At 38.1% G+C, this 26174-nt stretch carries 18 protein-coding genes; 16 read left to right on the forward strand and 2 right to left on the reverse strand.

Annotated features, from left to right (window positions below; translation table 11 throughout):
* Positions 1 to 85: 85 nt before the first annotated feature.
* The 15 genes from SFC47_RS00220 (at position 86) to fabF (ending at position 21835) form a co-directional block, all read left to right on the forward strand.
* Positions 86 to 1372 (forward strand): Gfo/Idh/MocA family protein, encoded by a 1287-nt coding sequence (locus tag SFC47_RS00220; protein ID WP_411252224.1) that lies wholly within the window; start codon positions 86 to 88, stop codon positions 1370 to 1372.
* A 49-nt stretch (positions 1373 to 1421) separates the two neighbouring features.
* Positions 1422 to 2741, forward strand: a complete 1320-nt coding sequence (locus tag SFC47_RS00225; protein ID WP_411252225.1) for an ABC transporter substrate-binding protein — start codon at positions 1422 to 1424, stop codon at positions 2739 to 2741.
* 168 nt (positions 2742 to 2909) lie between these two features.
* Positions 2910 to 3851, forward strand: a complete 942-nt coding sequence (locus tag SFC47_RS00230) for a carbohydrate ABC transporter permease (RefSeq protein WP_411252226.1) — start codon at positions 2910 to 2912, stop codon at positions 3849 to 3851.
* Positions 3852 to 3859: 8 nt separating this feature from the next.
* Positions 3860 to 4696, forward strand: a complete 837-nt coding sequence (locus SFC47_RS00235) for a carbohydrate ABC transporter permease (RefSeq protein ID WP_192652044.1) — start codon at positions 3860 to 3862, stop codon at positions 4694 to 4696.
* Positions 4697 to 4724: 28 nt separating this feature from the next.
* A complete protein-coding gene (locus SFC47_RS00240; protein ID WP_411252227.1) occupies positions 4725 to 6071 on the forward strand; it encodes an ABC transporter substrate-binding protein in 1347 nt (448 codons plus the stop codon).
* 88 nt (positions 6072 to 6159) lie between these two features.
* Complete coding sequence (locus SFC47_RS00245; protein ID WP_411252228.1) at positions 6160 to 7266, forward strand: glycoside hydrolase family 88/105 protein; 1107 nt, start codon at positions 6160 to 6162, stop codon at positions 7264 to 7266.
* A gap of 183 nt (positions 7267 to 7449) precedes the next feature.
* Positions 7450 to 10278, forward strand: a complete 2829-nt coding sequence (locus SFC47_RS00250) for a fibronectin type III domain-containing protein (RefSeq protein ID WP_411252229.1) — start codon at positions 7450 to 7452, stop codon at positions 10276 to 10278.
* An 83-nt stretch (positions 10279 to 10361) separates the two neighbouring features.
* A complete protein-coding gene (locus SFC47_RS00255) occupies positions 10362 to 11483 on the forward strand; it encodes a type I phosphomannose isomerase catalytic subunit (protein ID WP_411252230.1) in 1122 nt (373 codons plus the stop codon).
* 144 nt (positions 11484 to 11627) lie between these two features.
* Positions 11628 to 13433, forward strand: coding sequence for a sensor histidine kinase (locus tag SFC47_RS00260; RefSeq protein WP_411252231.1), 1806 nt, complete (start codon positions 11628 to 11630; stop codon positions 13431 to 13433).
* On the forward strand, positions 13426 to 14988 hold the full coding sequence (locus SFC47_RS00265) for a response regulator (RefSeq protein WP_411252232.1): 1563 nt from the start codon (positions 13426 to 13428) through the stop codon (positions 14986 to 14988). Before SFC47_RS00260 ends, SFC47_RS00265 begins: the two co-directional genes overlap by 8 nt.
* 173 nt (positions 14989 to 15161) lie before the next feature.
* The gene (locus tag SFC47_RS00270) at positions 15162 to 16004 is read left to right on the forward strand and encodes a sugar phosphate isomerase/epimerase family protein (protein WP_411252233.1); all 843 of its coding nucleotides are present in this window, start codon (positions 15162 to 15164) and stop codon (positions 16002 to 16004) included.
* Between the two features lie 38 nt (positions 16005 to 16042).
* Positions 16043 to 17443: a glucuronate isomerase gene (gene uxaC / locus SFC47_RS00275; RefSeq protein ID WP_411252234.1), complete on the forward strand. Its 1401-nt coding sequence runs from the start codon at positions 16043 to 16045 to the stop codon at positions 17441 to 17443.
* Between the two features lie 27 nt (positions 17444 to 17470).
* Positions 17471 to 18940 (forward strand): tagaturonate reductase, encoded by a 1470-nt coding sequence (locus SFC47_RS00280; protein ID WP_411252235.1) that lies wholly within the window; start codon positions 17471 to 17473, stop codon positions 18938 to 18940.
* Positions 18941 to 18954: 14 nt separating this feature from the next.
* Positions 18955 to 20442, forward strand: a complete 1488-nt coding sequence (locus SFC47_RS00285; RefSeq protein ID WP_411252236.1) for a UxaA family hydrolase — start codon at positions 18955 to 18957, stop codon at positions 20440 to 20442.
* Between the two features lie 151 nt (positions 20443 to 20593).
* Positions 20594 to 21835: a beta-ketoacyl-ACP synthase II gene (gene fabF / locus SFC47_RS00290; protein WP_411252237.1), complete on the forward strand. Its 1242-nt coding sequence runs from the start codon at positions 20594 to 20596 to the stop codon at positions 21833 to 21835.
* A 360-nt stretch (positions 21836 to 22195) separates the two neighbouring features.
* Here the strand turns inward: fabF and SFC47_RS00295 are convergent, their stop codons facing one another.
* The gene (locus tag SFC47_RS00295; protein ID WP_411252238.1) at positions 22196 to 23299 is read right to left on the reverse strand and encodes a metallophosphoesterase; all 1104 of its coding nucleotides are present in this window, start codon (positions 23297 to 23299) and stop codon (positions 22196 to 22198) included.
* 222 nt (positions 23300 to 23521) lie between these two features.
* On the opposite strand from SFC47_RS00295, the gene SFC47_RS00300 reads away from it, so the two are divergent.
* On the forward strand, positions 23522 to 23863 hold the full coding sequence (locus SFC47_RS00300) for a cupin domain-containing protein (protein ID WP_411252239.1): 342 nt from the start codon (positions 23522 to 23524) through the stop codon (positions 23861 to 23863).
* 31 nt (positions 23864 to 23894) lie between these two features.
* On the opposite strand, the gene SFC47_RS00305 is transcribed toward SFC47_RS00300, so the two are convergent.
* Positions 23895 to 26066 carry an MMPL family transporter gene (locus tag SFC47_RS00305; protein WP_411252240.1) on the reverse strand — a complete coding sequence of 724 codons (2172 nt, stop codon included), beginning with the start codon at positions 26064 to 26066 and terminating at the stop codon, positions 23895 to 23897.
* Between the last annotated feature and the right edge of the window lie 108 nt (positions 26067 to 26174).

Below are 26174 nucleotides of genomic sequence, written 5' to 3' on the forward strand. Positions count from 1 at the left end.
AAAGATTCTCTATTAGGGAAGAAACCGTTTTCATGTAAAATGAGGGCAAGTAATATGCCAATCTTCAAAATCGGAGGACATTTGTATGAAAAAGTACGTAATCACGGGTGTTAGTAATCGCGCATTAGAAATGTTTATTAAACCAATTTTAAATGAGTTCCAAAAAGAAAATGAAATTGTGGGAATACTAGATTCTGACCCGCTTAGGTTTACTATTTGTAAAGAAAAATATCCGCAATTAGAACATGTACCAACCTTCAATCCGGACCAATTTGAGGATATGATTGATCAAACTAAACCAGATTATGTTCTAGTTACCGGGAGAGATGATACACACGCAGACTATATAGTAAGAGCATTGCAAAAACAAGTGAATGTGATAACAGAAAAGCCGATGGTAACAACAGCAGATGATGCCTACAAAGTAATGCAGGCTGAAGCAGAAAGCAAAGCGAAAGTAATTGTTACCTTTAATTATCGATACAGTACATTTCACCGAAAGATTAAAGAAATGATTCTGGAAGGGAAAGTGGGAAGAATCACAAGCATCGATCTTAACTGGTATATAGATACCTACCATGGTTCGAGCTATTTTAAAAGATGGAATCGGAATCGTGAAATTTCTGGAGGACTGTCTATTCATAAATCTACCCATCACTTTGATTTAATTAATTGGTGGTTAGACCAAAAGCCTGAAGAAGTATTTGCATATGGCTCACTAAATTACTTTGGTCAAGATGGTGAAGCGAACCCAAGGAAGGAGTCTGGCCGTTATTGCGGCACATGTGATGTAAGGAATGACTGCAGTTATTTTAGACGCTGGAACCCGCGAATTGGGAACTCAGATGTTAGAGATGATCATCTTTTAGCAGGTGTGTATGAAAAGGAGGTACCTTATTCAAATTATCGGCCGGATGCCTGTATATTTGATGAAGAAATTTCAATTGAGGATACCTATGTGGCCGCGGTAAGATATGATGGCGGTAGTATGCTAAGCTACTCCATTAATTTTTCTGCCCCATATGAAGGATACCGATTGGCTATTAATGGAACGAAGGGAAGAATTGAAACGACTGAGTACCATGAACCTTCTCGTATTCCGTTTGAATACCCTGAACAAAAGATAGACTATTACCCTCTTTTTGGCGGAAAAGAAAGTATTGAACTTGTTCAAGAACCGGGAGGACATGGCGGTGGAGACCCTATTCTATTAGCCGATTTATTTCTCGGTCCGGACCCGGCACGTAATTATGAGATTTTGGCAGGATCGGAGGCAGGGGCTTATTCCGTCGCAGTTGGTGAAGCTGTATGGCGCTCAGTTGCTGAAAAGAAACCTATAAACATTAAAGAAATTCTTATTAAAAAAGTGTAGAATGATTTTATACTTTTAGTTTGGTGCTAATCAAAGAGGAGATTAAATCATGTTTCGGAAGAATCTAACAACTTTTGTAATGATCCTGATTGTAATCATTGGATTGGTGCTTACAGCGTGCAATAGTAATGGCTCTATGACCCAAAAGTCAAACTCAAAAGAAGATGAAGTAGTTAAAATCGTTTTTTGGGATGATAATACTGGGCCGCAAAGGACACCAATTTGGGAGGACTTAATTGCCAGGTTTGAAAAAGAAAACCCAGCCATTGATGTCGAATACATCGGATTGCCTAAGGATTCAGCAAAAGCGATGTTTGATGCAGCGATTGCTTCAGGGGAAACTCCTGATGTGGCTAGTGTTTATGCTAGTTGGCTGCCAGAGTTTTCGAGGCGTGATGCCTTACTGCCGCTAGATTCTTATTTTTCAAGTTGGAGTGAAAACAGCAAAATCAATAAAGGTGCGATAGAATTTAATAAGCGTATGGTGAGTAACCAAAAGTTATACGGGATTCCCTATACACAAAACCTAGATATTCTTTGGATTCGGTCTGATTGGTTTAAAGATGCTAATTTGACCCCTCCCAATACATGGGACGAGTTCTTTACTGCTGCTGAAATATTAACAGATAAGTCAAATAATCGTTATGGTTTTACAATCCGTGGAGGAGCAGGGGGCTCTTTCCAGTTACAACGAATGATGTATGCCTATTCAGGCATTGAGACATTCTTCAAAGACGGGAAGAGTACGATAAATGATCCAAAGCATGTGGAATTCTTAAAAAGATATTTTGCCTTGTACCAGCATTATACCCCTATAAGCGATATTACAAATGATTATAAGGCGATGATTGCTGGATTTGATTCAGGGAAGATAGCGATGGTGCATCATAATATAGGATCTTTTGCTGAACATGCCAAATCCTTGGATTCTGGCCAATTTGAAGCCATCTCATTACCAAAATCACTAAATGGCCATCATGTTGCGGAAGACGGCAATACGATTGGCATTAGTATTTTTAAAGGAACGAAGCATCCAAAGGAATCATGGAAATTTATTGAGTATATTACTTCGAAAAAAGCGCAAAGCTTTTGGAATCAAAGTGTCGGCCAAATTCCTACACATATAGATGTACTAAATGAGGACTGGTTCAAGACTCAATCGCATATTCAGACAGCCCAGAAAGTTTATAATGATCCAGAAACCATCCTTTTTGAGCCGCCATTCTATCTCTCTGAATATCGTACGATCTTAAATACAATTGTCGATACAGGGACCCAATCGGTGCTAAGTGGAAAAATGACTGTAGAAGTATTCCTAGAAAGATGGGCAAAAGCGATGGAAGAGGCCAAACGACAATACGATGAATGATATCTATAACGAAGGATAACTTAGCATTCGGTGCAAAAAAGCATCGGATGCTTTTTTATTTTAGCTATTATTAGAAATATCTTAAAATTTTAATCAATCATCTTAAAATCTTTAATTATTAAAGAAACCGTTTTCATTTATTATAAAAAACAGAGAGGAGGAAACTAGATGAGTTTATCACAAGGTGTTACTGAAACTGTTATTAACAGCAAAAAGGCGGTGAATCGGAAGAAAGTCAAGAAGGATAAATGGGTTCCCTACCTTTTTATACTGCCCTCTTTCCTTATTATCTTAGGTTTTCTTTTTTATCCGATAGCGACTGTATTCTATTACAGTGTTCAACACTATGATGTGTCTGCACCCTATTATAATGGCTTTGCCGGTTTAGAGAACTTTAAAGAAATATTTACGAATGACAAAATGTTCATCCCTAGTTTAATAAATAGTTTGAAATGGGTAGTAACAGAAGTAGGTCTTCAATTAGTGTTTGGTATGATACTTGCCTTACTTTTGAACCAAACGTTTAAGTTTAGGGGTATGGTACGTGCGGTGGCCTTTATTCCTTGGGCGATTTCAGGGGTGCTTGCATCAACTATGTGGTCATTAATGTTCAATGAACATATGGGTGTACTTAATGACTTACTAATGAAAATCGGGATTATTGATGAACCACAGGCATTCTTAGCAAGTACATCGACAGCTTTTACATCAGTTATTATTGCTGAATTGTGGAGAGGTATTCCGTTCTTTGCCATCACATTATTAGCCTCATTATCAAGTATTCCAAATGAATTATATGAAGCAGCAAAAGTAGATGGTGCGAGCAGATGGAAATCGTTTATTTATGTAACATTACCACAATTAAAAAATACGATTGTGCTCACTACATTACTAAGAGTAGTTTGGGAGTTTAATAACGTTGACCTATTATTTAACTTAACGGGTGGCGGCCCTGCTCATTCAACCACAACACTTACTATGTATATTGCAGATTTAGCCGTACATGGAAGCAACTTTGGATACGGGTCAGCATTAACGGTCGTTTCATTTGGGATCTTACTAGTTTTCGCCATCCTTTATCTGAAACTATCGCGTTATGAAAAGGAGTGATTTGAAAGATGTTTACAGCAAATAAAAAAGTCGACAAACTATTAACTTTATACCTTCCTTTAGCCATGTTGTTGAGTTTTACCATCTTTCCAATCTACTGGACCATTAATACAGCTTTTAAACCTGAAGGAGATATCGTAAAACGTCCTTTGCAGTACCTGCCGGTAAGTCCCACGGTTGAAAACTTTGTCACTGCTTGGACCAACGTAGGGTTTGCTACTTTCTTTAAAAATAGTTTAATTGTTGGGGTTTCTACGGTTTTGGTTGTGCTTGTCTGTTCGACTTTATCTGGTTATGCATTAAGCAGATACCAGTTCAAAGGAAAACGCAGTTTTATGATCATGCTATTGTGTACTCAATTTATTCCAAGAGCGATGATGATTATTCCATTGTTCGTCATCTTCAAAAATCTGGGGTTAATCAGTAATCCACTTTCACTAATCATTACTTATACAGCAATCGAAATTCCGTTTACGACAATCTTGATGAGCGGCTTTATTTCGAATGTTCCAAAAGAATTAGAAGAAGCAGCGATGATTGATGGATGTTCGAAGCTTCAATCACTGCGTCACGTAGTATTCCCATTGTTATTGCCTGGGATAGTAGCAACAGGAGTATTTACTTTCATTTACACTTGGAATGAATTCTTAATCGCACTGATGCTGACCAATCAACAATCTAAGTTCACGCTCCCTGTTGGATTAAGTACGATGCTGGGAGAATTTAGTATAAACTATGGTGCTTTGGCAGCTGGAAGTGTAATCGCTTTAATTCCTGCAGTTATATTATTTGCCTATGCACAGAAACACCTAGTAAACGGCATGGGTGGAGCTGTAAAAGGCTAATTATAAAAATATTTAAGGGGGCATTACCATGATTAAGAAAAAAATGACAACCTCTGTACTTGCACTAACAATGGCAACAGGAATGTTACTTGCAGGCTGCGGCGGTAAAGAAGAAGCTGCTACTAAACCAACTAAGAAAGAAGCGGCAAAATCGGATGAACCTGTAACACTTCAATTTTGGGATGAAAACGCAGGTCCAGCACGTACCCCTGTTTGGGAAGAAGTAATTAAACGCTTTGAAGAAAAGAATCCTAATATTGATATTGAGTATGTTGGTATTCCAAATAGTTCAGCTAAGTCAAAATACGATGCAGCGATTGCAGCAGATGATACTCCGGATATTGGCTCTATGCAAACAACTTGGCTGCCAGAATTCTCAATACGAGAAGCTTTGCTGCCGCTAGATTCCTACTTCAAGAAGTCTGAGGTCAGCAAGAAAATTAACCCAAGTGCTACTGGTGTAAATAAGAAAATAACTCAAGATGGAAAGCTATATGGTATTCCATATGCACAGAATTTAGATTCATTATGGATTCGTACAGACTGGTTTGAACAAGCTGGTGTACAAGAGCCTAAAACTTGGGACGAATTCTTTACCGTTATTGAAAAAATGAGAGATGAAGCTAATAACCGTTATGGTTTTACTATCCGTGGTGGTGCAGGTGCGTCCTTCACTATTCAAAGAGCGATGTTTGCTTATAGTGGATTAGACTTTTTTGATAAGAGCGGCAAGACCAATATTAATGATCCTAAACACGTAGAATTTGTTGAAAAGTATTTCTCTTACTATGATAAATTAACGCCAAAGAGTGATATCACAAATGGCTATAAAGAAATGATTGCCGGCTTTGATACTGGTGTTGTAGCAATGGTACACCACAATCCTGGCTCTTATGGAGAGCACAAAAAAGCATTACCAGATGGTTCTTACAAGTTAATTCCACTTCCAACAACTGAAAAAGATGGTAAATATGTTGCAGAAGGTGGTAATGCAGTAAACCTTGGTATCTTCAAATCTACTGAACATGCTGACGAAGCATGGAAATTCGTAGAGTTTGTTAACTCAGAAGAAGCGCAAAGCTATTGGAACCAACAAACTGGTCAAATCCCTACCAACTCAGATGTGTTAGATGATGAATGGGTTCAAGAAGCACAGCATATCAAAACAGCTTTTGAAGTATACAATGACCCTGACACAAAATTATATGAACCGCCATTCTATCTGCCAGATTATCGTGCGATTCTAGATGGTGTCGTAGATCCAGGGGTACAAGCGGTCATGAGTGGAAAAATGTCAGCAAAAGATTTCCTAGATGAGTGGGCAAAAGCTATTGAAGACTCAAAAGAAAAGTATGACAAAACATTTAAGAAGTAATTAAATATTTATTCTGGGTGTTGATTCTATTAACACCCAGTTTCCCTATATGGGCGACTAATTAGATCAATGAGAAGGAGATAGAATAATGGGAAAAACAACAGATAAAATCAGAACTGAAACGCCGCTAATGATGGCAGAAAAGGCATGCCAGGCATTAATGAACACTTTCCGTGCTGAGGATTTGCCTCCAGTAAATTGGTTCCACTATCACCAAGGTGTTTTCCTATATGGAATGTATAGAGTTTGGCAGGAAACAGGCAAGGAAGAGTACTTCAACTATATTCAAGCATATTTTGATCACCTAATTGACGAAGAAGGAAATGTTGTTTTCGAGAGAGATCAACTAGACTCTATCATGCCGGGGATCCTATTGTTTCCTTTATATGAAAAGACAAAGAATCCTAAATATATGATTGCGGCTAAGAAATTAAGAAGCGCACTAGACACCATTAACAGAACAACTGAAAATGGATTCTGGCATAAGGAAAAATACCCTTATCAAATGTGGTTAGATGGTCTCTTTATGGGTGGACCATTCATGCTTATGTACAGCAATCATTTTCAAGAAGAAGAATTGGTTCAGCATGTACTGCTTCAAGAAAAGCTGATGAGAAAACATATGACAGATCCAAAAACTGGGCTGCTCTTCCACGCTTGGGATGAGAAAAAAGTTCAGCCATGGGCTGACCCTATAACAGGCTGTTCTCCAGACTTCTGGGGGCGTTCAGTAGGCTGGTATGGCGCGGCATTGATTGATTTGTTAGAAGTATTGGGAGATAAGAAACGTGGTCAGGGAGAATGGATTCAATCCCTTCAAAGCTTTATTCCAGCTATCGTAAAATTCCAGGATGCAGAATCTGGCCTTTGGTACAATGTCGTTGATAAAGGAGACCGTCCAGATAACTGGTTAGAATCTTCCTGCTCTGCTCTCTTTTTATATTTTATTGCAAAGGCAGTTAAGCTTGGCATCGTGGATGATTCTTACCGTGAAGTTTGTGATAAAGCCTATGCAGGATTATTAGAGCATATGGTAGAAAGTGATGAATCCTCATTTACATTAAAAGGAATTGTAATTGGTACTTCCGCTGGAACATACGACTACTATGTATCCCGTCCAACATCTGAAAATGATTTGCATGGAATGGGTGCCTTCCTTTTAGCTAGTATGGCATACTACGACCTATTAAAGTAAAACTGGTATTCTACGAAAGAATTTTATATTGGTTGAACCTTATCCTATGCATATTTTTGCATAGGATAAGGTGCTTCACAAAAGACAGATAAAAGGTGGTAATAAGAGTTGAAAATATTTAAAACAAGTCTCTCTTTATTTTTTGCAATATTGCTAGTATTCAGTAACTTAGGAGCAGCATCTTTGGCAAAAACACAAACTACTGCACCGGAGGCACCTGTAAACTTACAGATACCGACTCTTGCTTTTGATGAAGACAGCATCACCCTTGTGTGGGAGAAACCTGAGAATTATAAGGATATCGTAGATTTTAATGTTTATATGGATGGGAAAAAAATCGGAAGTGCTTTAAAGGATAACGGCGGCCCGGCAAAGGAGTATATCGATAATTTCTACAAAAATATTGATAAAGAAGATTTTCATGTCGACATTCTCATTCATAATTTCACAGTGGAGAATTTAAAATCCAACACGTCTTATGAGTTTTATGTGACTTCTGTTAATAAAGATGGAGTTGAGTCAGCACCTTCAAATAAGATTGCCGGTAAAACAACACCAGTACCAGAGGTTTTCGACATTGTTGAATTTGGTGCCACTCCAGATGATGACTCAAAGGATACAGAAGCGATTCAAGCAGCTATTAATGCAGCAACAAAAGGTGCGAAAGTAGTAATTCCAGAAGGGAAATTTATTTCCGGCGAGTTATGGCTTAAATCTGATATGACATTACAAGTGGATGGATATTTAATAGGTTCAGATGATGCGACTGATTATAGCAGGAATTTCTGGGTATACGATTACTCAACGGATGAGCGTTCCTATTCCTTAATCAATGCACATACTTACGATTATGGCAGTCTAAAAAATATTAGAATTACAGGGAAGGGAACTATCGATGGCAATGGCTGGAAGGAGGACCCTTCAAAACACCCGACCATTGACGAAATAGGTAATGAACTGCCATTTTACTTTGCCGGCAATAACTCTAAAGTGACTGGGAATGTACGAGTAGAGAATGGAGAGATGAGTCCGCTAAATCTTTCTTCTCCAAATACACTTGGTATTTTAGGTGCAGCCCAATCGTATGCCTCTCAAGAGATGGGGATGAACGTGAAATCTGCTTATTCAACGCGTTCAAGCTTGATTACTGTGCGTGGTGTAGACGGCATGTATTATGAAGGATTTACACAGTTGAATCCTGCTTTCCACGGAATTGTAAACCTTCATAGCAAAAATATTGTTGTAAACGGTACGATTTCAAAAACTTACGATGCCAATAATGCGGATGGTTATGAGTTTGGTGATTCCCAGCATATTATGGTCTTCAATAACTTTGTTGATACCGGCGATGATGCGATTAACTTTGCAGCAGGTATGGGACAGGCTGCAGCAGACAAAGAGCCGACTGGAGATGCATGGATCTTTAACAACTATATTCGAGAAGGCCATGGAGGCGTGGTAACAGGAAGTCATACAGGCAGCTGGATTCAAGACTTTGTTGTCGAAGACAATATCATGTATAAAACCGATGTTGGTTTACGCAGCAAAACCAATACACCGATGGGTGGAGGAGCAAGAAACATCCTGTTCCGGGATAATGCATTAGAAGGCATTGATGGTGATGGACCATTTGTTTTTACTTCTTCCTATGAGGATGCCAATGCTGCAATTCTATATGAACCAGCTCAGAAAATATCGCAATTTAGAGATATGCAGATTGAAAATACGACTGTACGCAACCAAGGCGGCAGCAAGAAACAAGCAATCCTCGTCCAAGGTAATAATGATGTTGGAGAAGTATATCACGAAAATATCACGTTTAAAGATGTAAAGTTTGATAATGTGTATTCCGTGAAAATGGATTATGCAAAAGACTTTAAATTTATTAATGTGGATTTTACGAACGTTAAAGATAATAATGGCAATCCATGGAGAATTACAAACTCTACAGGTCTAGATTTTCAAAATACGACAGCGGCTCCAGAAGATGCCTTACAAAAACCAAAGTGGCCTAAAGGTGCTGCATTACAAACAGTCTCATCAGAGGATGGGAAGAGTGTGACCTTAACTTGGGATGCTGCAACCGACAATGCAGGCGTAGCGGGATATACTGTTTTTAAAGATGGCGAGAAGATTGGCTCTGACTATATGACGACGAGTGAAACAAGCTTTACGGTTTCTGGTTTATCACCTGCTGAAAAATACACCTTTAAGGTAGAAGCAACAGACGCATATGGAAATCGTACTTCTGATGGCCCAATAACCAAAGTTAGAACATCAGGGGCAGCCGATGTAACAGCTCCAATGCTTCCAGGAAATACTGAGATCAAAGAACCAACAACTACAATTCCAGCCAGTGATACATTCAGCGGCAAGGCAGTTGAGGTTGTATACCCAGGCTTTACTTGGGCTTCAGTTACATGGGAAGCAGCAAGTGACGAAACAGGCATTGCCGGTTATAACGTATATGCGAACGGGAAATTATCTGGATTTGCTAAAACAAACAACTATACATTATCCAATCTCAAACCAGGTACAAAATATGATGTTACAGTGGAAGCAGTTGATTTAGCAGGAAACAAGACACCTTACAACGCTTCCCTTGAAATTGCAACAGCTGCTCCTTATGCAATTGGAGCACCAACGTTTAATGGAGCATTAAGAACAAAAGTCGAAAAAGACAAAACAAGTGTGACTCTCTCATGGAACAAGGCAAAGGCTAACAACCAAGAAGTAATTGGATACCGTGTTTATGTGAATGGACAGCCAATTATGCCAGAGGGTGCTGAGTTTACACCAATTAACGCAAGTTTGACAACGGCGAATACTACTTATACGGTAGAAGGTCTTGAATCAGGCAAAGAGTATACGTTTAAAGTAGAAGCTGTCGGAAAAGGAATCAAATATTCAAAGAGAGAAAGACTTTCCGATTGTATTCCAAATGGTCTTGTTAAGGTAGAGGGCTATCGTTGGAGTGGTTTTGGGCCAAGCAAAACGCTTAAGTTAAAATAAACACTTTTAAGTAAATAGAAAGCTTCCGATTAAATGGGAGCTTTCTGTTCTTATATACATTTATTTTTAGGAGGTTAATTCCCTTGAATGCTGCTACTATTAAGATTGATGGATCCCAGCCAATAAAGTTATCACCAACCAGATCATGGCGGACTTACATAGGTGGAAAACTCTTAGATGAACTGCATGGTATCAGTGACCCGAAGGATAGCAGGTACCCAGAAGAATGGATGATGTCAATTATTTCTACCAACAGGAATGCCGACAGGCAACATATTCAGGATGAAGGATTAAGCAAATTAGACCTTCCTGACAGGGACATTTTCTTAAAAGACTTAGTTGACAAAAATCCTGTAGAGTTCTTAGGGAAAAAACATGTAGAAAAATTCGGAAAGCAAACAGGGGTATTGGTTAAATTAATCGATACTGCCGAGCGATTGATTATGCAGGCACATCCTGACAGGAATCAGGCACAGGAGTTATTTAATTCATTGTACGGTAAAACGGAATGCTGGCACTTTGTTGGCGGCAGGGAAATTGACGGCGAACCACCTTATGTATATATGGGGTTTAAACCAGGTGTAACGAGAGAACAATGGAAAGCATTGTTTGAAGAACAAGATGTAGAAGGGATGCTTGAGTGTTTACATAAATACTATGTTCAGCCAGGAGACACTTTCTTAGTCGAAGCTGGTATTCCCCATGCTATTGGCTCAGGTTGTTTATTGGTCGAAATTCAAGAGCCTTCAGACATTACCATCCGCTTAGAAAAAACATCACCTTCAGGGCTAGAAATTGATGATTTTCTAATCCATCAGGGACTTGGATTTGAAAAGATGTTTGATATTTTCAAGTACGATACTTTTACCAGAGAAGAAACGCTGGCAAACTGGCAGGTAGCCCCAGAAATTGTTACAGAATCAGCTGGCAGTAAGGAAGTTGAACTCATAGGTTATAATCGTACACCGTATTTTAGAATGACTCAAGTTGAAGTCCAAACTGAGAGTGAAATTCAGGGTGACGGAGTGTTTTCCGGTCTTTATATTCTATCTAGCAAGGCCGATGTCCTGACAGGTGAGGATCGTTTGTCTTTAAAGAAAGGTGACCAATTATTTATTCCGGCACAAGTTTCAAATTTTACATTAGTGAATACAGGTAATGAACACGTCATAGCATTAAGATTGTTCGGTCCAGAAGTAAAATAAACGACAGCAGCTAGATTTATCGTCTAGCTGCTCTTTCTGTTATCCAATTGACCGATAAATTATTATTATGATAAAATACGAAAACGGTTACAATTAAAAAATAGGGAATAGTAAGAATTTATATACTAACAGGGAGTTCCTTCTATGACAGCTGTAAAGATTAAAAATTTCGTTCGCAAATATTTTTTCTATTCTTTCAAGTCCACCATTAATACTCTCTATCTACCTATTATTATACTTTTTATATTAATTACAGGATGGGTGTCATCACTGCTTGCCACGGCACAGATAGAAGAAAATGCCTATAAAAATGTAAATGATACCATCTTTCAAACAAAGAATTATCTTGATAATACGCTGGCAGATGTTTTTCAGCAGCTCGTTTCCTTATCCAATGATCCTAGAATCTTATCATTAGTAGATAAAGAAGTATCTGAGATAAAGCCAGAATCTTATGTAGAAATTGATAATAATTTAAAGCTAATCTATTCAAGGTACAATGTTATCCTCGAGTCTGTTCTAGTTAATCATAAGGAAAATGGTTTTTTACTTTATCATACAAGCTATAATTCAAATCCAATTATCAATTATGATGAGTATTTTTCAAAATTCCGGGGAAACAAAGAAGGGTTTTATTGGAGAAATATTCATGAAGATCAGGAATTTAATAAAAATAATAAGGTAATGTCATTATTTAGATTGATTGAAAAAAATCGATCAACCTCAAAAGGTATTGTTTTGTTTAATTTGCGGGCAGAATTTTTTGAGCAGGTCCTGAATAAATCGTTAATCGGGGACAATGGGTACTTGACTCTTATCAGTCCAGATGGAATCTATGAATCTAAAAATGTAAAAAAGGATTACAAGCTGGATCAGCCTACTCTTAACTCTCTGCAAAATCTGAAAGATGATGCTGGTAAGTTTTCCTACGAAAATAACGCTGGCGAAGATATGATAGTCATTTACGATACATTAAACTCGAATAAATGGAAAATAGCAGCTGTTATACCACAAGATGAAATATTAAATAAAGTAAATTACATCAAAGATGTCACCATTCTATTAGTTGTATTAATGATTTTAAGTGCAATTATTATTACAAACAAAGTAGGAAAATATATTTCAGATCCGTTTAAAAAAATGGCCAAACAAATGGGGATGATTAATAAACAGAACCTTGACTTTGATATAGAAATGTCTGGTCCTGAAGAAATGAAAATCCTGCATACGGGTTTTAAAGAATTAATAATCCGAATTAATACACTGATGGACCAAATCCGATTAGAACAAGAAGAGAAACGACAATTAGAATTTGCCATCATGCATGCCCAAATTAATCCTCACTTTCTTTATAATACTATGTATTCGATTAAAGGATTGTGTGATATGGGTCTGAATAAAGATGCTAGTCAAATGATTAGTGCTCTTGCAAGTTTTTTCCGGATTGGTATTAGTAAAGGAAGAGAAATTATTCCCATTCATGAAGAAATGGAACATATTCAACATTATTTGTTTATACAGGAAATGCGCTATGGCGATGATTTTTCTTATGAAATTGAAATGGACAAAGAGATTCTTTCTTATAATATTATTAAACTTTCATTGCAGCCTCTTGTAGAAAATGCCATCTACCATGGGGTAAAGCAAAAACGAGGGCAAGGAAAAATAACGATTCGCGGATATCAAGTTGGGGATACCATCCATTTAGAGGTTAGAGATAATGGGAATGGAATACAACCGGAAAAATTAAAAGATATTTTGCTGGAAATAGAAGCATCATATCAGGAGAAAAAGAAGTATCTTGGTATCGGTCTGCAAAGTGTAAACGAACGAATAAAAATACACTTTGGAAACGAATACGGCTTAACCCTTGCAAGTGAACCTGGTTATGGGACAGTTGTGAGCATTACGATTCCCAAAACAAAAGGGGAGATTGATAAATATGCATAAAGTAATTGTTGTAGAAGATGATAGAATTATTCGAAAAGGCATATGCCAGGCAATCCCATGGGGAGAGCATGGTTTTGTTATAGCAGGAGAAGCAGGAGACGGTGAGTTGGCATTAGAGTTAATCGAAAAGGAACAGCCGCAAGTGGTTGTCTCTGATATTAATATGCCTTTTATGAGTGGGTTAGAAATGGCAAAACAGATTAAGAAAAAAAGCCCCGAGACAAGAATTATTTTTTTGACTGGGTATGAAGATTTTAAATATGCACAGGAAGCTGTTAAACTGAAAGCATTTGACTATCTGTTAAAGCCAGTTGATTCGGAATATTTGCTAAGTAAAGCCAAAGAAGCAGCAGCTGACTGGGAAAAAGAATCAGTGAAAGAAAAGAGAATAATAGAGTCCTTGCCATTACTGCAGCAGAAATTATTCCAAAAGTTGAGTAGAGAAGGCGATTACCGCATTGATGTCGAGACCGAGCTGCTAGGACTTGATGTTCAAATGGAGGGTCCTTATTATGCGGTTATTCTTGTTAAGAATACGATTGAGCGTGAACTTGAAGGACACTCTATAAAAGAAAAGATTACAAGTTTTACTTCTGCCTATTTTAATGAATTAAATTGTACAGTGATGAATGCGGATATCGGCGAGCATGTAATCCTTTTATCGCTTGAAAATGATCAAGATTCAAGAAAAGGTGAGCTGGCTCAAGCTTTATTCAATTATTTGTGTAAAGAAATAGATGATAGCATTACCATTACACATGGACGAGCTTATCCAAACCTGTTTGAAGTCGGCAAATCATTTTTAGAAGCTCGAGTAGCCTTGGATATGAGACATATAATGGGGACTGGCAGGGTAATTTCGTTGGATGAAACAGTTTCTAGGTGTGATCAAAAAGAAGATCTGGTCCTTGAATTAGAAATGAAATTAGAAAATCATATTAAGTCTGGTCTGCCTGAAAAGGCAAATGAAACACTCATAGAATTAGAGAAAGCCATTGTGGATAGAAAAAGTGTTGCTCTATCAGATCTAAAAGTCCTGGCATTAAAATTTAGTACCATGGTCTTTTTTGAAATTGAAAAATGGAAAAAGGAAGATACAACAAATAGCTTTAATTCATCTGAAGTATATAAAGACATTATGGAAATTCGAACCCTTAAGGAAATGATCGAAATCATGAACAATCTGATTGAAGAATGGTCCTCGGTTATGTATAAAAAGAAGGAAAATAATTATTATAGCCATGTTGACCAAGCAATCAAATATATCCAGGGGAATTTCCATGACAGCAGTTTAACCCTTCAAAAGGTGGCCGAGTTAATCCACGTTAGTACTCCCTATTTGAGTAATCTATTTAAAATGGAGAAAGGGTTTAACTTTGGAGATTACTTGTTAGAACTGCGAATGAAAAGGGCGATGGAACTTCTTAGTGAAGGCAATATAAAAACGTATGAAGTTTGTGAACAGGTCGGGTATAGTAATCCTCAATATTTTGGTATATGTTTTAAGAAATATACTGGATTTACACCAGCAGAATTTAAGAAAAAATTTAAATGAATAGACAAAAAAGTAATCCGATTGGAAATTTCAATCGGATTTTTAATATTATGAAATTTTTAAGAAGATTGTTTAAGATTTTAAGGGATTTGCAGGGTTTAATTGTAACCCCTTTCATTCATTAATATAATCTATCTGTAAGGAAATGAACGGAAGAATACTGGAGGATGGATATGGCAGCAAATATAGGAATCCGGGCACATGATATCAAAGACCCCTCAATTGAAAATGTAGTTAATATAATAGCCAAAAAAGGGCTCAGCTCTGTTCAGTTAGCATTAGGCAAATCCTTAAAGGATATCAATTCTGGGTTAGGAAGTTTAAGTCCTGGTTTTGCTCAAAAGATAAAACGTATTTTTGACAAGCAGGATATCCAAATAGCTGTTTTAGGGTGTTATTTTAACATGATTCATCCTAACCACGATGATAGAAGAAAAGGGATGGAGAGATTCAAGGAGCATCTTCGGTTTGCAAGAGATTTTGGCTGCAGTATTGTCGGAACGGAGACAGGAAATGTTCAGGCGGATATTGTCTATACAGAAGAGAATTTTGGAGAACAGCCTTTTCTGGAAGTAGTCGAGAGTGTCAGGGAGCTTGTGGAAGAAGCAGAAAGATTTGGCGTGATTGTAGGGATTGAGGGTGGAATCAACCATCCGATTCATACACCAAAGCGGATGAAGAGACTGCTTGATCTTGTTCCATCAAACAATCTTCAGGTGATTTATGACCCTGCAAATTTCATCTCCAAGGATAATTATCTAAATCAAGAAAGAGTTATACAAGAAGCCTTTGATCTGTTTTTTGACCGAATGGTAATTGTCCATGCAAAGGATTTTGTTATTGAGGATGAACAGGTAAAAATGGTTCCAGTAGGTCAAGGACTGTTAAATTATCATTTTCTATTTAACTTATTAAAACAGAAAAAGCCATATATAAATATTTTAATAGAAAGCACACAGGAACCATATATAGATGGAAGCATTGAATACTTACAGGATAAATTCGGAAATGCATAGATAGAGTTAAACTATTAAAAGAAAGATAGGTGCACAAAATGCGAAGCTTCATGGATGATAATTTCTTACTAAACAATGAAACAGCGGTAACGTTGTATCACGAATATGCAAAGGATATGCCAATCATTGACTATCATTGCCATTTAAGTCCAAAGGAAATATACGAAAATAAGAAGTTTAAAAATATTACTGATATCTGGTTAGCAGGAGACCACTACAAATGGCGGTTAATGCGCAGTAATGGGATACATGAAGAATTCATTACTGGCAGTGCGAGTGATTATGATAAATTCATGGCTTGGGCAAGGACGGTTCCAATGACAATTGGAAATCCATTGTTTAATTGGACTCATTTAGAGTTACAACGATATTTTGGGATTAATGAGCTGCTGAATGAAGAAAGTGCTCCGGCGATTTGGGAGAAGGTAAATGCCTTACTCAATAGTGAAGGTTTTGGAGCGCGGGATTTTATTAAAAAATCGAATGTACAAGTGGTTTGTACGACTGATGATCCTGTGGATAGTCTTGAATATCATCAACTTTTAAAAGAAGAGTCAGAATTTGATGTAAAAGTACTGCCTAGCTTTCGACCAGATAAAGGACTTGAAATTAATCGCGATGGTTATCTCGACTGGGTGAATAAGCTAAAAGAGGTTTCTGGTATCGCTTTTGATACGTATGATGGTTTTTTACAGGCACTTGAATCAAGAGTTCGTTTTTTTCACTCTATTGGAGGAAGAGTTTCGGACCATGCGATTGATGTGATGATGTACGCCGATACAACAAAAGAAGAAGCAGCACAGATTTTTGAAGAGGCACTGAAAGGTCAAAAGGTTTCAATTGAGGATGAAAAGAAATATAAAAGCTATACATTAACATTCCTTGGCAAACTCTATTCCGAATTAGACTGGGCGATGCAGCTCCATATTAATGCATTAAGAAATAATAATACGAGAATGTTCAACAAATTGGGACCTGATACTGGCTATGATTCTATTAATGATGAGGAAATTGCAAAGCCTTTGGCCAAATTATTAAATGCAATGGAAGGGGACAACGCCCTTCCTAAAACGATTATTTATTCTTTAAATCCTAATGATAATACCGTTATTGCAGCGATGATTGGTAATTTTCAAGGTGGAGGAATTCCAGGGAAAATCCAGTTTGGAACAGCATGGTGGTTTAATGATAATAAAACAGGAATGCTTGATCAAATGCAGGCATTAGCGAATGTTGGTCTATTCACTCGTTTTATCGGAATGCTGACGGATTCTAGGAGCTTCTTATCCTACACTAGGCATGAATATTTTAGAAGATTATTCTGCTATCTCATTGGTCAATGGGTGGAAAATGGTGAAGTCCCTAATGATACGGAATTTTTAGGGAAAATCGTGCAAGGGATTTCGTATGATAATGCAAAAGAGTATTTTAAATTTTAAATGCCCCAATGATGAGGAGGAGCATTCATGGAAGTTTTAACGAATAGCGTAGTAAAGGACCGCCCGAAATATCCTGAGAAAGTTCTGCAATTTGGCGAGGGGAACTTTTTAAGAGGATTTGTTGATTGGCAAATAGATGTAATGAATAAACAGGGAATTTTTAACGGCAGTGTTGTAGTTGTCCAGCCTCGCGGGCAAGAAAAGATTGCGAAGTTAAATGCACAGGATGGACTGTTTACACTCTACTTACAGGGGATGAAGGAAGGAAAAGCTGTTCAAGAGCATTCCATTATTACCAGTATTTCTAGAGGCATAAACCTCTTCAATGAATATGATCAATATCTTGAACTTGCTGGCAATCCAGACCTGAGGTTTATCTTTTCAAATACTACAGAAGCGGGAATTGTCTTTGATGAAAATGATTCTTTAGAGGATCGCCCGCAAAGAAGTTTTCCTGGAAAATTAACGGCTTTTTTATATGAGCGCTACAATGCATTTCAAGGTAATCACGAAAAGGGTTTTATTATTATTCCTTGTGAACTGATTGAGCGTAATGGTGAACATTTAAAGGAAATCGTCTTAAAATACGCAGAACTTTGGAATTTAGGGGAAGGTTTTACTGCTTGGATTCACGAGGCGAATACATTCTGTAATAGTCTTGTTGACCGAATTGTACCAGGCTATCCAAGGGAAAGTGTGGAAGAAATAACAGACGAACTTGGATATCAAGATCATCTGCTTGTCGTAGGTGAACAATACCATCAATGGATAATCGAAGGTCCACAATCGATTACTGAAGAATTTCCGGCACATTTGGCAGGATTAAATACATTGGTGGTTGATGACTTAACTCCTTATCGGACAATTAAGGTACGTATTTTAAATGGTACCCATACGGCGATGACACCTGTATCTTATTTATACGGAATCAATACAGTATCGCAAGCGGTTGAAGATAAAGTAACTGGGCAATTTGTTAAAGAGCTTATTAATGAAGAAATCATTCCAACTCTCGATTTGCCGATTGAAGAATTATGTTCATTTGCAGAGGCTGTGTTAGATCGATTTAGGAATCCGTTTATGCAGCATTTCCTATTAAGCATCTCACTCAACTCATTGTCTAAGTTTAAGACAAGAGATTTGCCTACTCTAATGGAATATTATGGCCGAAAGCATGAATTACCAAGGAAACTTGTCTTCTCTTTTGCTGCGCTTATCGCATTTTATAAAGGAAAAAGAGGTGACGAAGAGATTCAGTTAGCAGATGACCAGGACGTATTGGATTTATTTAGCGTTCAATGGAGTCAATACAATGGGACAATCGACAGTATTCAAGAGATCGTTTCTAATGTATTGGGATACGAGAAGCTTTGGGAAATGGATTTAAACCAAGTCCCGGGGTTAGCCGCTGCTATTACGAATGATCTTTTCAATATTGAGACAAAGGGAATGAAAGTGGCCATTCAATCACTTTTAGGACAAAAAGCAGCCAACTAGAGGGGGGAAATCTAATGTTGGATATTATCCAGATCCATAATCAAGACAATGTTGTGGTTGCCTTAAAAGATTTAAAAGCAGGTCAATCCTTTACTGTCGATGGAATCACAATCACGCTTATGGAAGATGTACCAAGAGGACATAAGGTTGCCATTACAAATATATCGCTAAATGAACATGTCGTTAAATATGGCTATCCAATTGGGCATGCGATAAAAGAGATTTCCGTCGGGGAACATATACACACTCATAATACGAAAACGAACTTAGACGGTATTCAGGAATATCAATATACTCAAAAATTAAATACCACTCAATATGAAAAAGAAAACCTGACATTTAATGGATTCAAAAGAAAAAATGGTAATGTAGGAATAAGGAATGAGCTGTGGATTGTTCCAACCGTAGGCTGTGTTAATGGTGTTGCCGAAAGAATGATTAAACTTTTTGAAAAAGAAGTCGGTGAAAATAATCCTTTCGAAAATGTCCTTGTTTTAAAGCATAATTACGGGTGCTCACAATTAGGTGATGACCATGAAAATACAAAGAAGATTCTAAAGGATGCTGTGCTGCATCCAAATGCCGGCGGAGTGTTAGTTTTAGGTCTTGGCTGCGAAAACAACAATTTATATGAATTCAAAGAAAGCTTGGGAGAGTATGACGAAGATCGAGTGAAATTTTTAGTCTCTCAAGAAGTTACAGATGAAATCGAAGCTGGTGTTGCCTTACTAAAGGAACTCTATGAAATTGCCAAAAATGATAAGCGGGAAGCTGTTCCGTTATCGGAACTTAAGGTAGGGTTGAAGTGCGGCGGTTCGGATGGATTTTCAGGGATTACGGCTAATCCTCTCTTGGGAAGATTCTCTGATTTCTTAGTTTCCCAAGGTGGAACGACAGTGTTAACTGAGGTACCTGAAATGTTTGGCGCGGAAACAATTTTGATGGAACGGGCGGCAGATGGTGAAGTATTTGAAAAAACTGTTGAATTGATTAATGAATTCAAGGAATATTTCATTCAAAATAATCAGCCAGTCTATGAAAATCCCTCACCAGGAAATAAAGCTGGCGGTATTACGACCCTCGAGGATAAATCACTAGGCTGTACACAAAAAGCAGGAACTTCTGTTGTATGTGATGTTCTTAAATATGGAGAAATGATTAAACAAAAAGGTCTAAACTTGCTAAGTGCACCTGGAAATGATCTCGTTGCCTCTTCTGCGTTAGCCGCAGCAGGCTGTCAATTAGTGTTATTTACGACCGGACGCGGAACACCTTTTGGAGCCTTTGTTCCAACTATGAAAATATCAACCAATACACCGATCTACGAGGCGAAACCGCATTGGATAGATTTTAATGCAGGTGTACTTTTGGAAAAGGAATCAGATATAGTCCTGCGGGAATTTATTCAGTACATTATTCAAGTTGCAAGTGGTGAACTTGTAAACAACGAAAAGAATGATTTTAGGGAGATTGCTATTTTTAAAACAGGAGTTACTTTATAACATCAGAGAAAACGATAGGGTGCCCTATCGTTTTTTTTCATTGCGCATGATCGTTGCGGAGTGAATTAATTTGCCCGGGCCGCTGTGAATTCGTTACACTATAGAAAGAGTAGAATATACATCCAAAAATATATTTGGGAGTGAGCATTTTATGAATAGAAGAGTAGTGATTACAGGTATCGGAGCAGTCACTCCTTTGGGAAATGATGCTCATACAACATGGAAACAAATTATTAATGGTGTTTCCGGTATTGGCCACGCAACCCTTTTTGATGTAGAAACAGTGGACGTCAAGATTGCAGCGGAAGTGAAAGGCTTTCGTCCAGAAGAGTTTATGGATAAAAAAGAGGCTAGAAGGATGGGGCGTTATAGCCAGTTTGCTATTGCAGCAAGCCAAATGGCGGTTAAGGATGCAGGAATTGAAATTGGTGAGGGAATTCAACCTGAACGGGTCGGTGTTTGGATTGGGTCAGGGATTGGCGGCTTGGCAGAATTCGAGGAACAACATCGAAAGTTTATTGAAAAAGGTCAAAGAAGGGTTAATCCATTTACAATACCGATGTTTATTCCTGATATGGCGGCTGGCCAAGTATCTATCTCACTTGGTGCCAAGGGAATCAATAATTGTTCCGTTACAGCATGTGCATCTGGTGCCAATTCCATAGGTGATGCATTCCGTGTGATTCAAAAAGGGGATGTGGATATGATGATTGCCGGCGGAACCGAAGCAACCATCACCGGTATGACAGTTGCAGGATTTTCAAATATGACCGCACTTTCAAAAAATCCAGACCCCGCTGCAGCAAGCAGGCCGTTTGATAAGAATCGTGATGGATTTGTTATAGGTGAAGGCGCTGGTATTGTGGTCTTAGAAGAATTAGAGCACGCATTAGCCCGCGGTGCTGCCATTTATGGAGAATTAGCGGGCTACGGTGCTACAGGTGATGCCCATCATATTACGACACCTGCGCCTGAAGGGGAAGGGGCAGCTAGAGCCATGAAACTAGCATTAGCGGATGCTGGAATTGCACCTGAACAAGTTGACTATATCAATGCTCATGGCACGTCCACCTATTATAATGATTTGTATGAAACGTTAGCGATCAAGGAAGTTTTCAAAGAACATGCCTATCATTTATCTGTTAGTTCCACGAAATCAATGACTGGCCACTTGTTGGGAGCAACAGGAGCACTAGAGGCGATTTTTTCACTATTAGCAATGAAGGATGGAATTCTTCCGCCAACGATTAATTATCATACACCTGATGAACAGCTGGATTTGGACTATGTTCCAAATGTGGCGAAGAAGAAGGATGTTGAAGTAGTATTATCCAACTCTTTAGGATTTGGCGGCCATAATGCTACTTTGATTTTTAGAAGATTTACTGAATAAAATTAGCAAAGTTATTTCCTATTAAAGCTCTGCTTATAAAATAGGTGGTTCGGTCAATTATAAGTACTCCATAGTTACCGAAATCCTAAACAAGAAGGGGTTAGGGTCACTATAAGGGCTCTATAGTGACCGAAAACCTTAACAAGAAGGGGCGAGGGTAACTATAAGAGCTCTATAGTGCCCGGAAACCTAAACAAGAAGGGGTTAGGGTAACTATAATAGCTCTATAGTGCCCGAACTCCCCCAAAAAGAAGGGGCGAGGGTAACTATAAGGGCTCTATAGTGCCCGAAATCCCAAAAAAGAAGGGGGTACGGTCGCTATAAAGCGGATTCAGGCTAATTTTTCAACGATTAAGATTGCTATAATCCAAGCTTTTTCAAGAAATCAACGGTTTCCTGATGTTCTTTCTTGATTAGTTTTAATAACTTTTTATCTGTCTTAACTAGAGAGTTTCCATTTTCATCAGCAATAGGTCTTGTAGTTGATGTGCTTTGTACTACTCTCCATTTTCCACCCTGAACCTCAAGCTTTAGATCAATAATTCCGAGTCTGCTGCCAAATGCGCCTGCCATGACTACTGGTTTACCTTTGACTTTTCCTTCGTCAATATTTGTATTAGGCAAATCCTTGTAGGCCCGTCCCGGAAATATGCCATGTGAATGTCCAGCTAGAATAGCATCAATCTCTTTAATATCACTGAGGTAATAGACTGCATTTTCCGTTTCAGCGTGGTAAGGTTCACTATCAATACCTGTATGGGCCAGTGCGATAATAACATCTGCTCCTTCAGCCTTCATTTTCGGCACGAATTCCTTTGCCGCTTCCACTATCGGACGGGCAATTACTTTCCCCTCTAAATTTGCTTTATCCCACCGCATAATTTGCGGCGGCATAAATCCTATGACGCCTATGTTTAATTCATGACTTTGTCCCTGATTGTCGATAACATTCCTTTTTAAAAGGACATAAGGGTTAAAGTAAGGTTTATTGTTTTTTGCTTTATATACAGTTGCATTCACAACAGGCATTTTTGGACCCTTTAGTGCATTTTTAAGAAATTTGAGCCCGTAGTTTAGCTCATGATTTCCAATAGCAATGGCATCATACTTCAGATAATTAAAGGCACTGTAAACAGGATGAATTTTCCTTTTTTGAATTCCTTTGATTCTAACCAGGTATTCACCAAGAGGGTTTCCTTTTAAATGGTCGCCGTTATCGAACAAAAGAGAATTCACGGCCTCACTTCTCGCTTGATGAATAAGACTTGAGGTTTTTACGAGCCCGATAGTATTGTCTGTTTTCGTTTGGTAATAATCATAATTCACTAAAGCAGCATGTAAATCCGTTGTCTCGAGGATTCGTAAATCGACAGTTCCATTATTTTCTGCATTCATGTAAGAAGGAAAAGAAGCTTGAGAAACGATAAACATGAAGAGCAAAAGGAATAACACTTTATTGTTCAAATATTTTCAGCCCCCTCTTAATGGTAATTATGTGTTATTATTTGGCAGTTTGTTTCTGTTCATACATAAGGAATAAACCGTTACAAGGCCGGGCAACCGATATCGCTGCTGATCTCGGTATGCCGGATTCTGTTAAGAAATAATAAATAGTGATTAGCTTCACTTAGTTGAAAATGATTATCAGTTAAGATAGATGTAAGATATCACTAGGAGGGAAATAGGATGGAGAAAAGTTCAGTTAAAGCATACCAAGAGTTCAACGAAGAAAGATTTACAAAACGGATTATTTATAAAAAAGGTGAGACAACAGCCTTTGTATTAAATTTCATGCCTGGACAGCAGCTTCCTGTTCATAAGCATCCTGGCACAGAAGTATATCTTTATGTCGTAACAGGGACTGGCACTTTCATCATCGATGGCCAGGAAACCATCGTATCAGAAGCAGATTTAGTTCATGTCGGCGGCGATGAAGAGCTTGCCTTCAACAATACTGGCAGTGAAAATGTAAGTTTATATGTAGTATTAAGTAAAGTTCCAAGCGAACAATATGCGAAAAACATTTAGCATACAAAAACAGAAAGGCCAGTCTTGGTAATTAGGCTGGCCTCTTGCTTTTTTGCGCTGGTACTTTATTGAGTCCAAAGAACCACCAGTTCAAATCCCCGAACAGCTTCATCAAAGCTGGAACCAGGACCATGCGTACAATGGTGGCATCAATGAAAATCGCGATTGCGATACCGACACCCAGCTGCTTAATCGGCATGACACCTGTAAAAGCAAAAGCACCTGTCACTACAATCATAATTGCTGCGGCAGAGGTAATAATTTTACTCGTGTAGGTTAACCCCGAAATGGTAGCCTCCGTATTATCTCCAGTCTTTAAATAAAACTCCTGAATCCTCGAAATTAAAAACACTTCGTAATCCATTGATAGTCCAAAAACGAGAGTAAAAACAAAGACAGGTAAGATCAGTGCTATATCTACGGGCTCGATCCCAAAATGCCCCTTCTGAAAAATCCAAACAACAATGCCAAACGTACAGCTAAGGCTCAAGATATTCATCAAGATAGCTTTCAGAGGAATGAGGATAGACCGAAAGGCGGCCATAAGGATAAAGAACGTCGAAACCACAATTAATAACAACCCATACGGTGCTTTCTCATATATCTCATCAAAGATTTCTTGTTCAAATTTGATTGAGCCTCCAAAATGAGCTGATAACTCACTGTCCTTATTTGACCACTCCCGAATCCACTCTCTGGCTTCTTGTGAATGATCCTGAGTTTTTAAATAAACCTCAATCAGCATTTTATTGTTTCTGACAAAGTAATCCAGAATGGGGCCAGTTTGTTCTCTTGGCCCAAAAGCCAGCATTTGAGACAAAGCCTTCTCATCCTTAATACCGGTCACTGAAAATGGAGATTCTACGGTATCAACTAGTTTTTCCTCTTCAAGATTCTTTATATATTCATTTACCTTCTGAAGGTTATCACTTTCTAAAATAGATCCTTTTGTTTCCAAAACAATGGTTACTTTGTTCTCGGTCCGTTTGTCTTTAGAAATAAAATGCTTTTCAAAGGTTTCAAAGGCAACTCTGGAAGGGTATTTCTCCGGAAGTGATTCCGTACCGGGTATAGACATCGTCATTTGTGCAACTGGGATGAGTCCAGCTAACAGAATGGCCAGGGATAATCCTGCCATTAAAACAGGATGCCTCATCACAAACTTAGCGAATACATGCCATAAACTTGTCTTTGAATCCTTTACCCGAAAAATTCCGAATTTGTTAATACTAGTTCCAATACACGCGAGCAGGGCGGGAAGAAAAGTCAAAGCACAAATGGCAGAAATAAAGACAACGACCATCCCGCCAATGGCAACATTTTGAAAGATATCTATTTGGATAAACCATAAAGCCGATAAGCCAATAAAGACACAAAGTCCTGAGAATATAATCGAGCGCCCGGCTGTAGCAACGCTAATTTCAACCGCTTCTCGAATGGATTTGGTCTGTAATTCTTCTTTGTAACGGTTTATTAGTAATAAGGCGAAGTCAATACTTAAAGCGAGTCCGATCATCGGGACAATATTTAAGATAAAAATGGTCAAATCGGTGCCATAACTAAAAAAGAATACAGTACCCATGGTGGTTACGATTGATACAACTCCGATTACAATCGGAATGGATGCAGCAATTAACCCTCCAAAAGCAAGGACTAAAACGAGTAAGGCAATCGGTAACCCAATCATTTCAGCTTTGGCTAAATCCTCTTGGCTTGCTATATTTAGGTCTTGTACAATAATAGGCTCACCTGTCATCGTAACCGTTAATCCTTGTTTATTTTTAAGAAGCTTCTTCAGTTGTTCAATCTCATCACCGAGATTTTCTGCTTTTTTTTCAAAAGCCAACAAACCATAGGCAACTTCTTCCTTTATCATTCCATCTCTATCAAAAGGGCTTGTTATGCTTTTGGCACCATCGAAGTTTTTTAAGCCTTCGAAGGTTCCCCTGATATATTGATGCCAGTCTGTATCGTTAATGGAACGCTCTCTTTCGAAGACAAGGATAATGGATGACTTGGCTTGTCCAAACTCCTCTTCAAGAAGTGTTCTTGTTTCATTATATTCACCTTTGTATTCAAAGCCATTACCGCTTAAGACAGAAGGTAATTTTAAGGCAAAAACCACTGACGTCGTAATGATAAAAAACCATAGTATGAGTACTTTTTTCCTGTGGCGGTATATGAGTCCTCCAAGTTTCCCCATTTCCTAATGACCTCCTTTTAATGGGGAATTCACCCCTGAACTCTAGAGTATAGCAGAATAAGCCAAACGCATTGGTTGACTTTTCTTCAACATAAATCGACATAGTAA

It is taken from the genome of Neobacillus niacini (genome assembly GCF_046591715.1).
GTDB classification, from domain to species: Bacteria; Bacillota; Bacilli; order Bacillales; family Cytobacillaceae; genus Neobacillus; species Neobacillus niacini_L.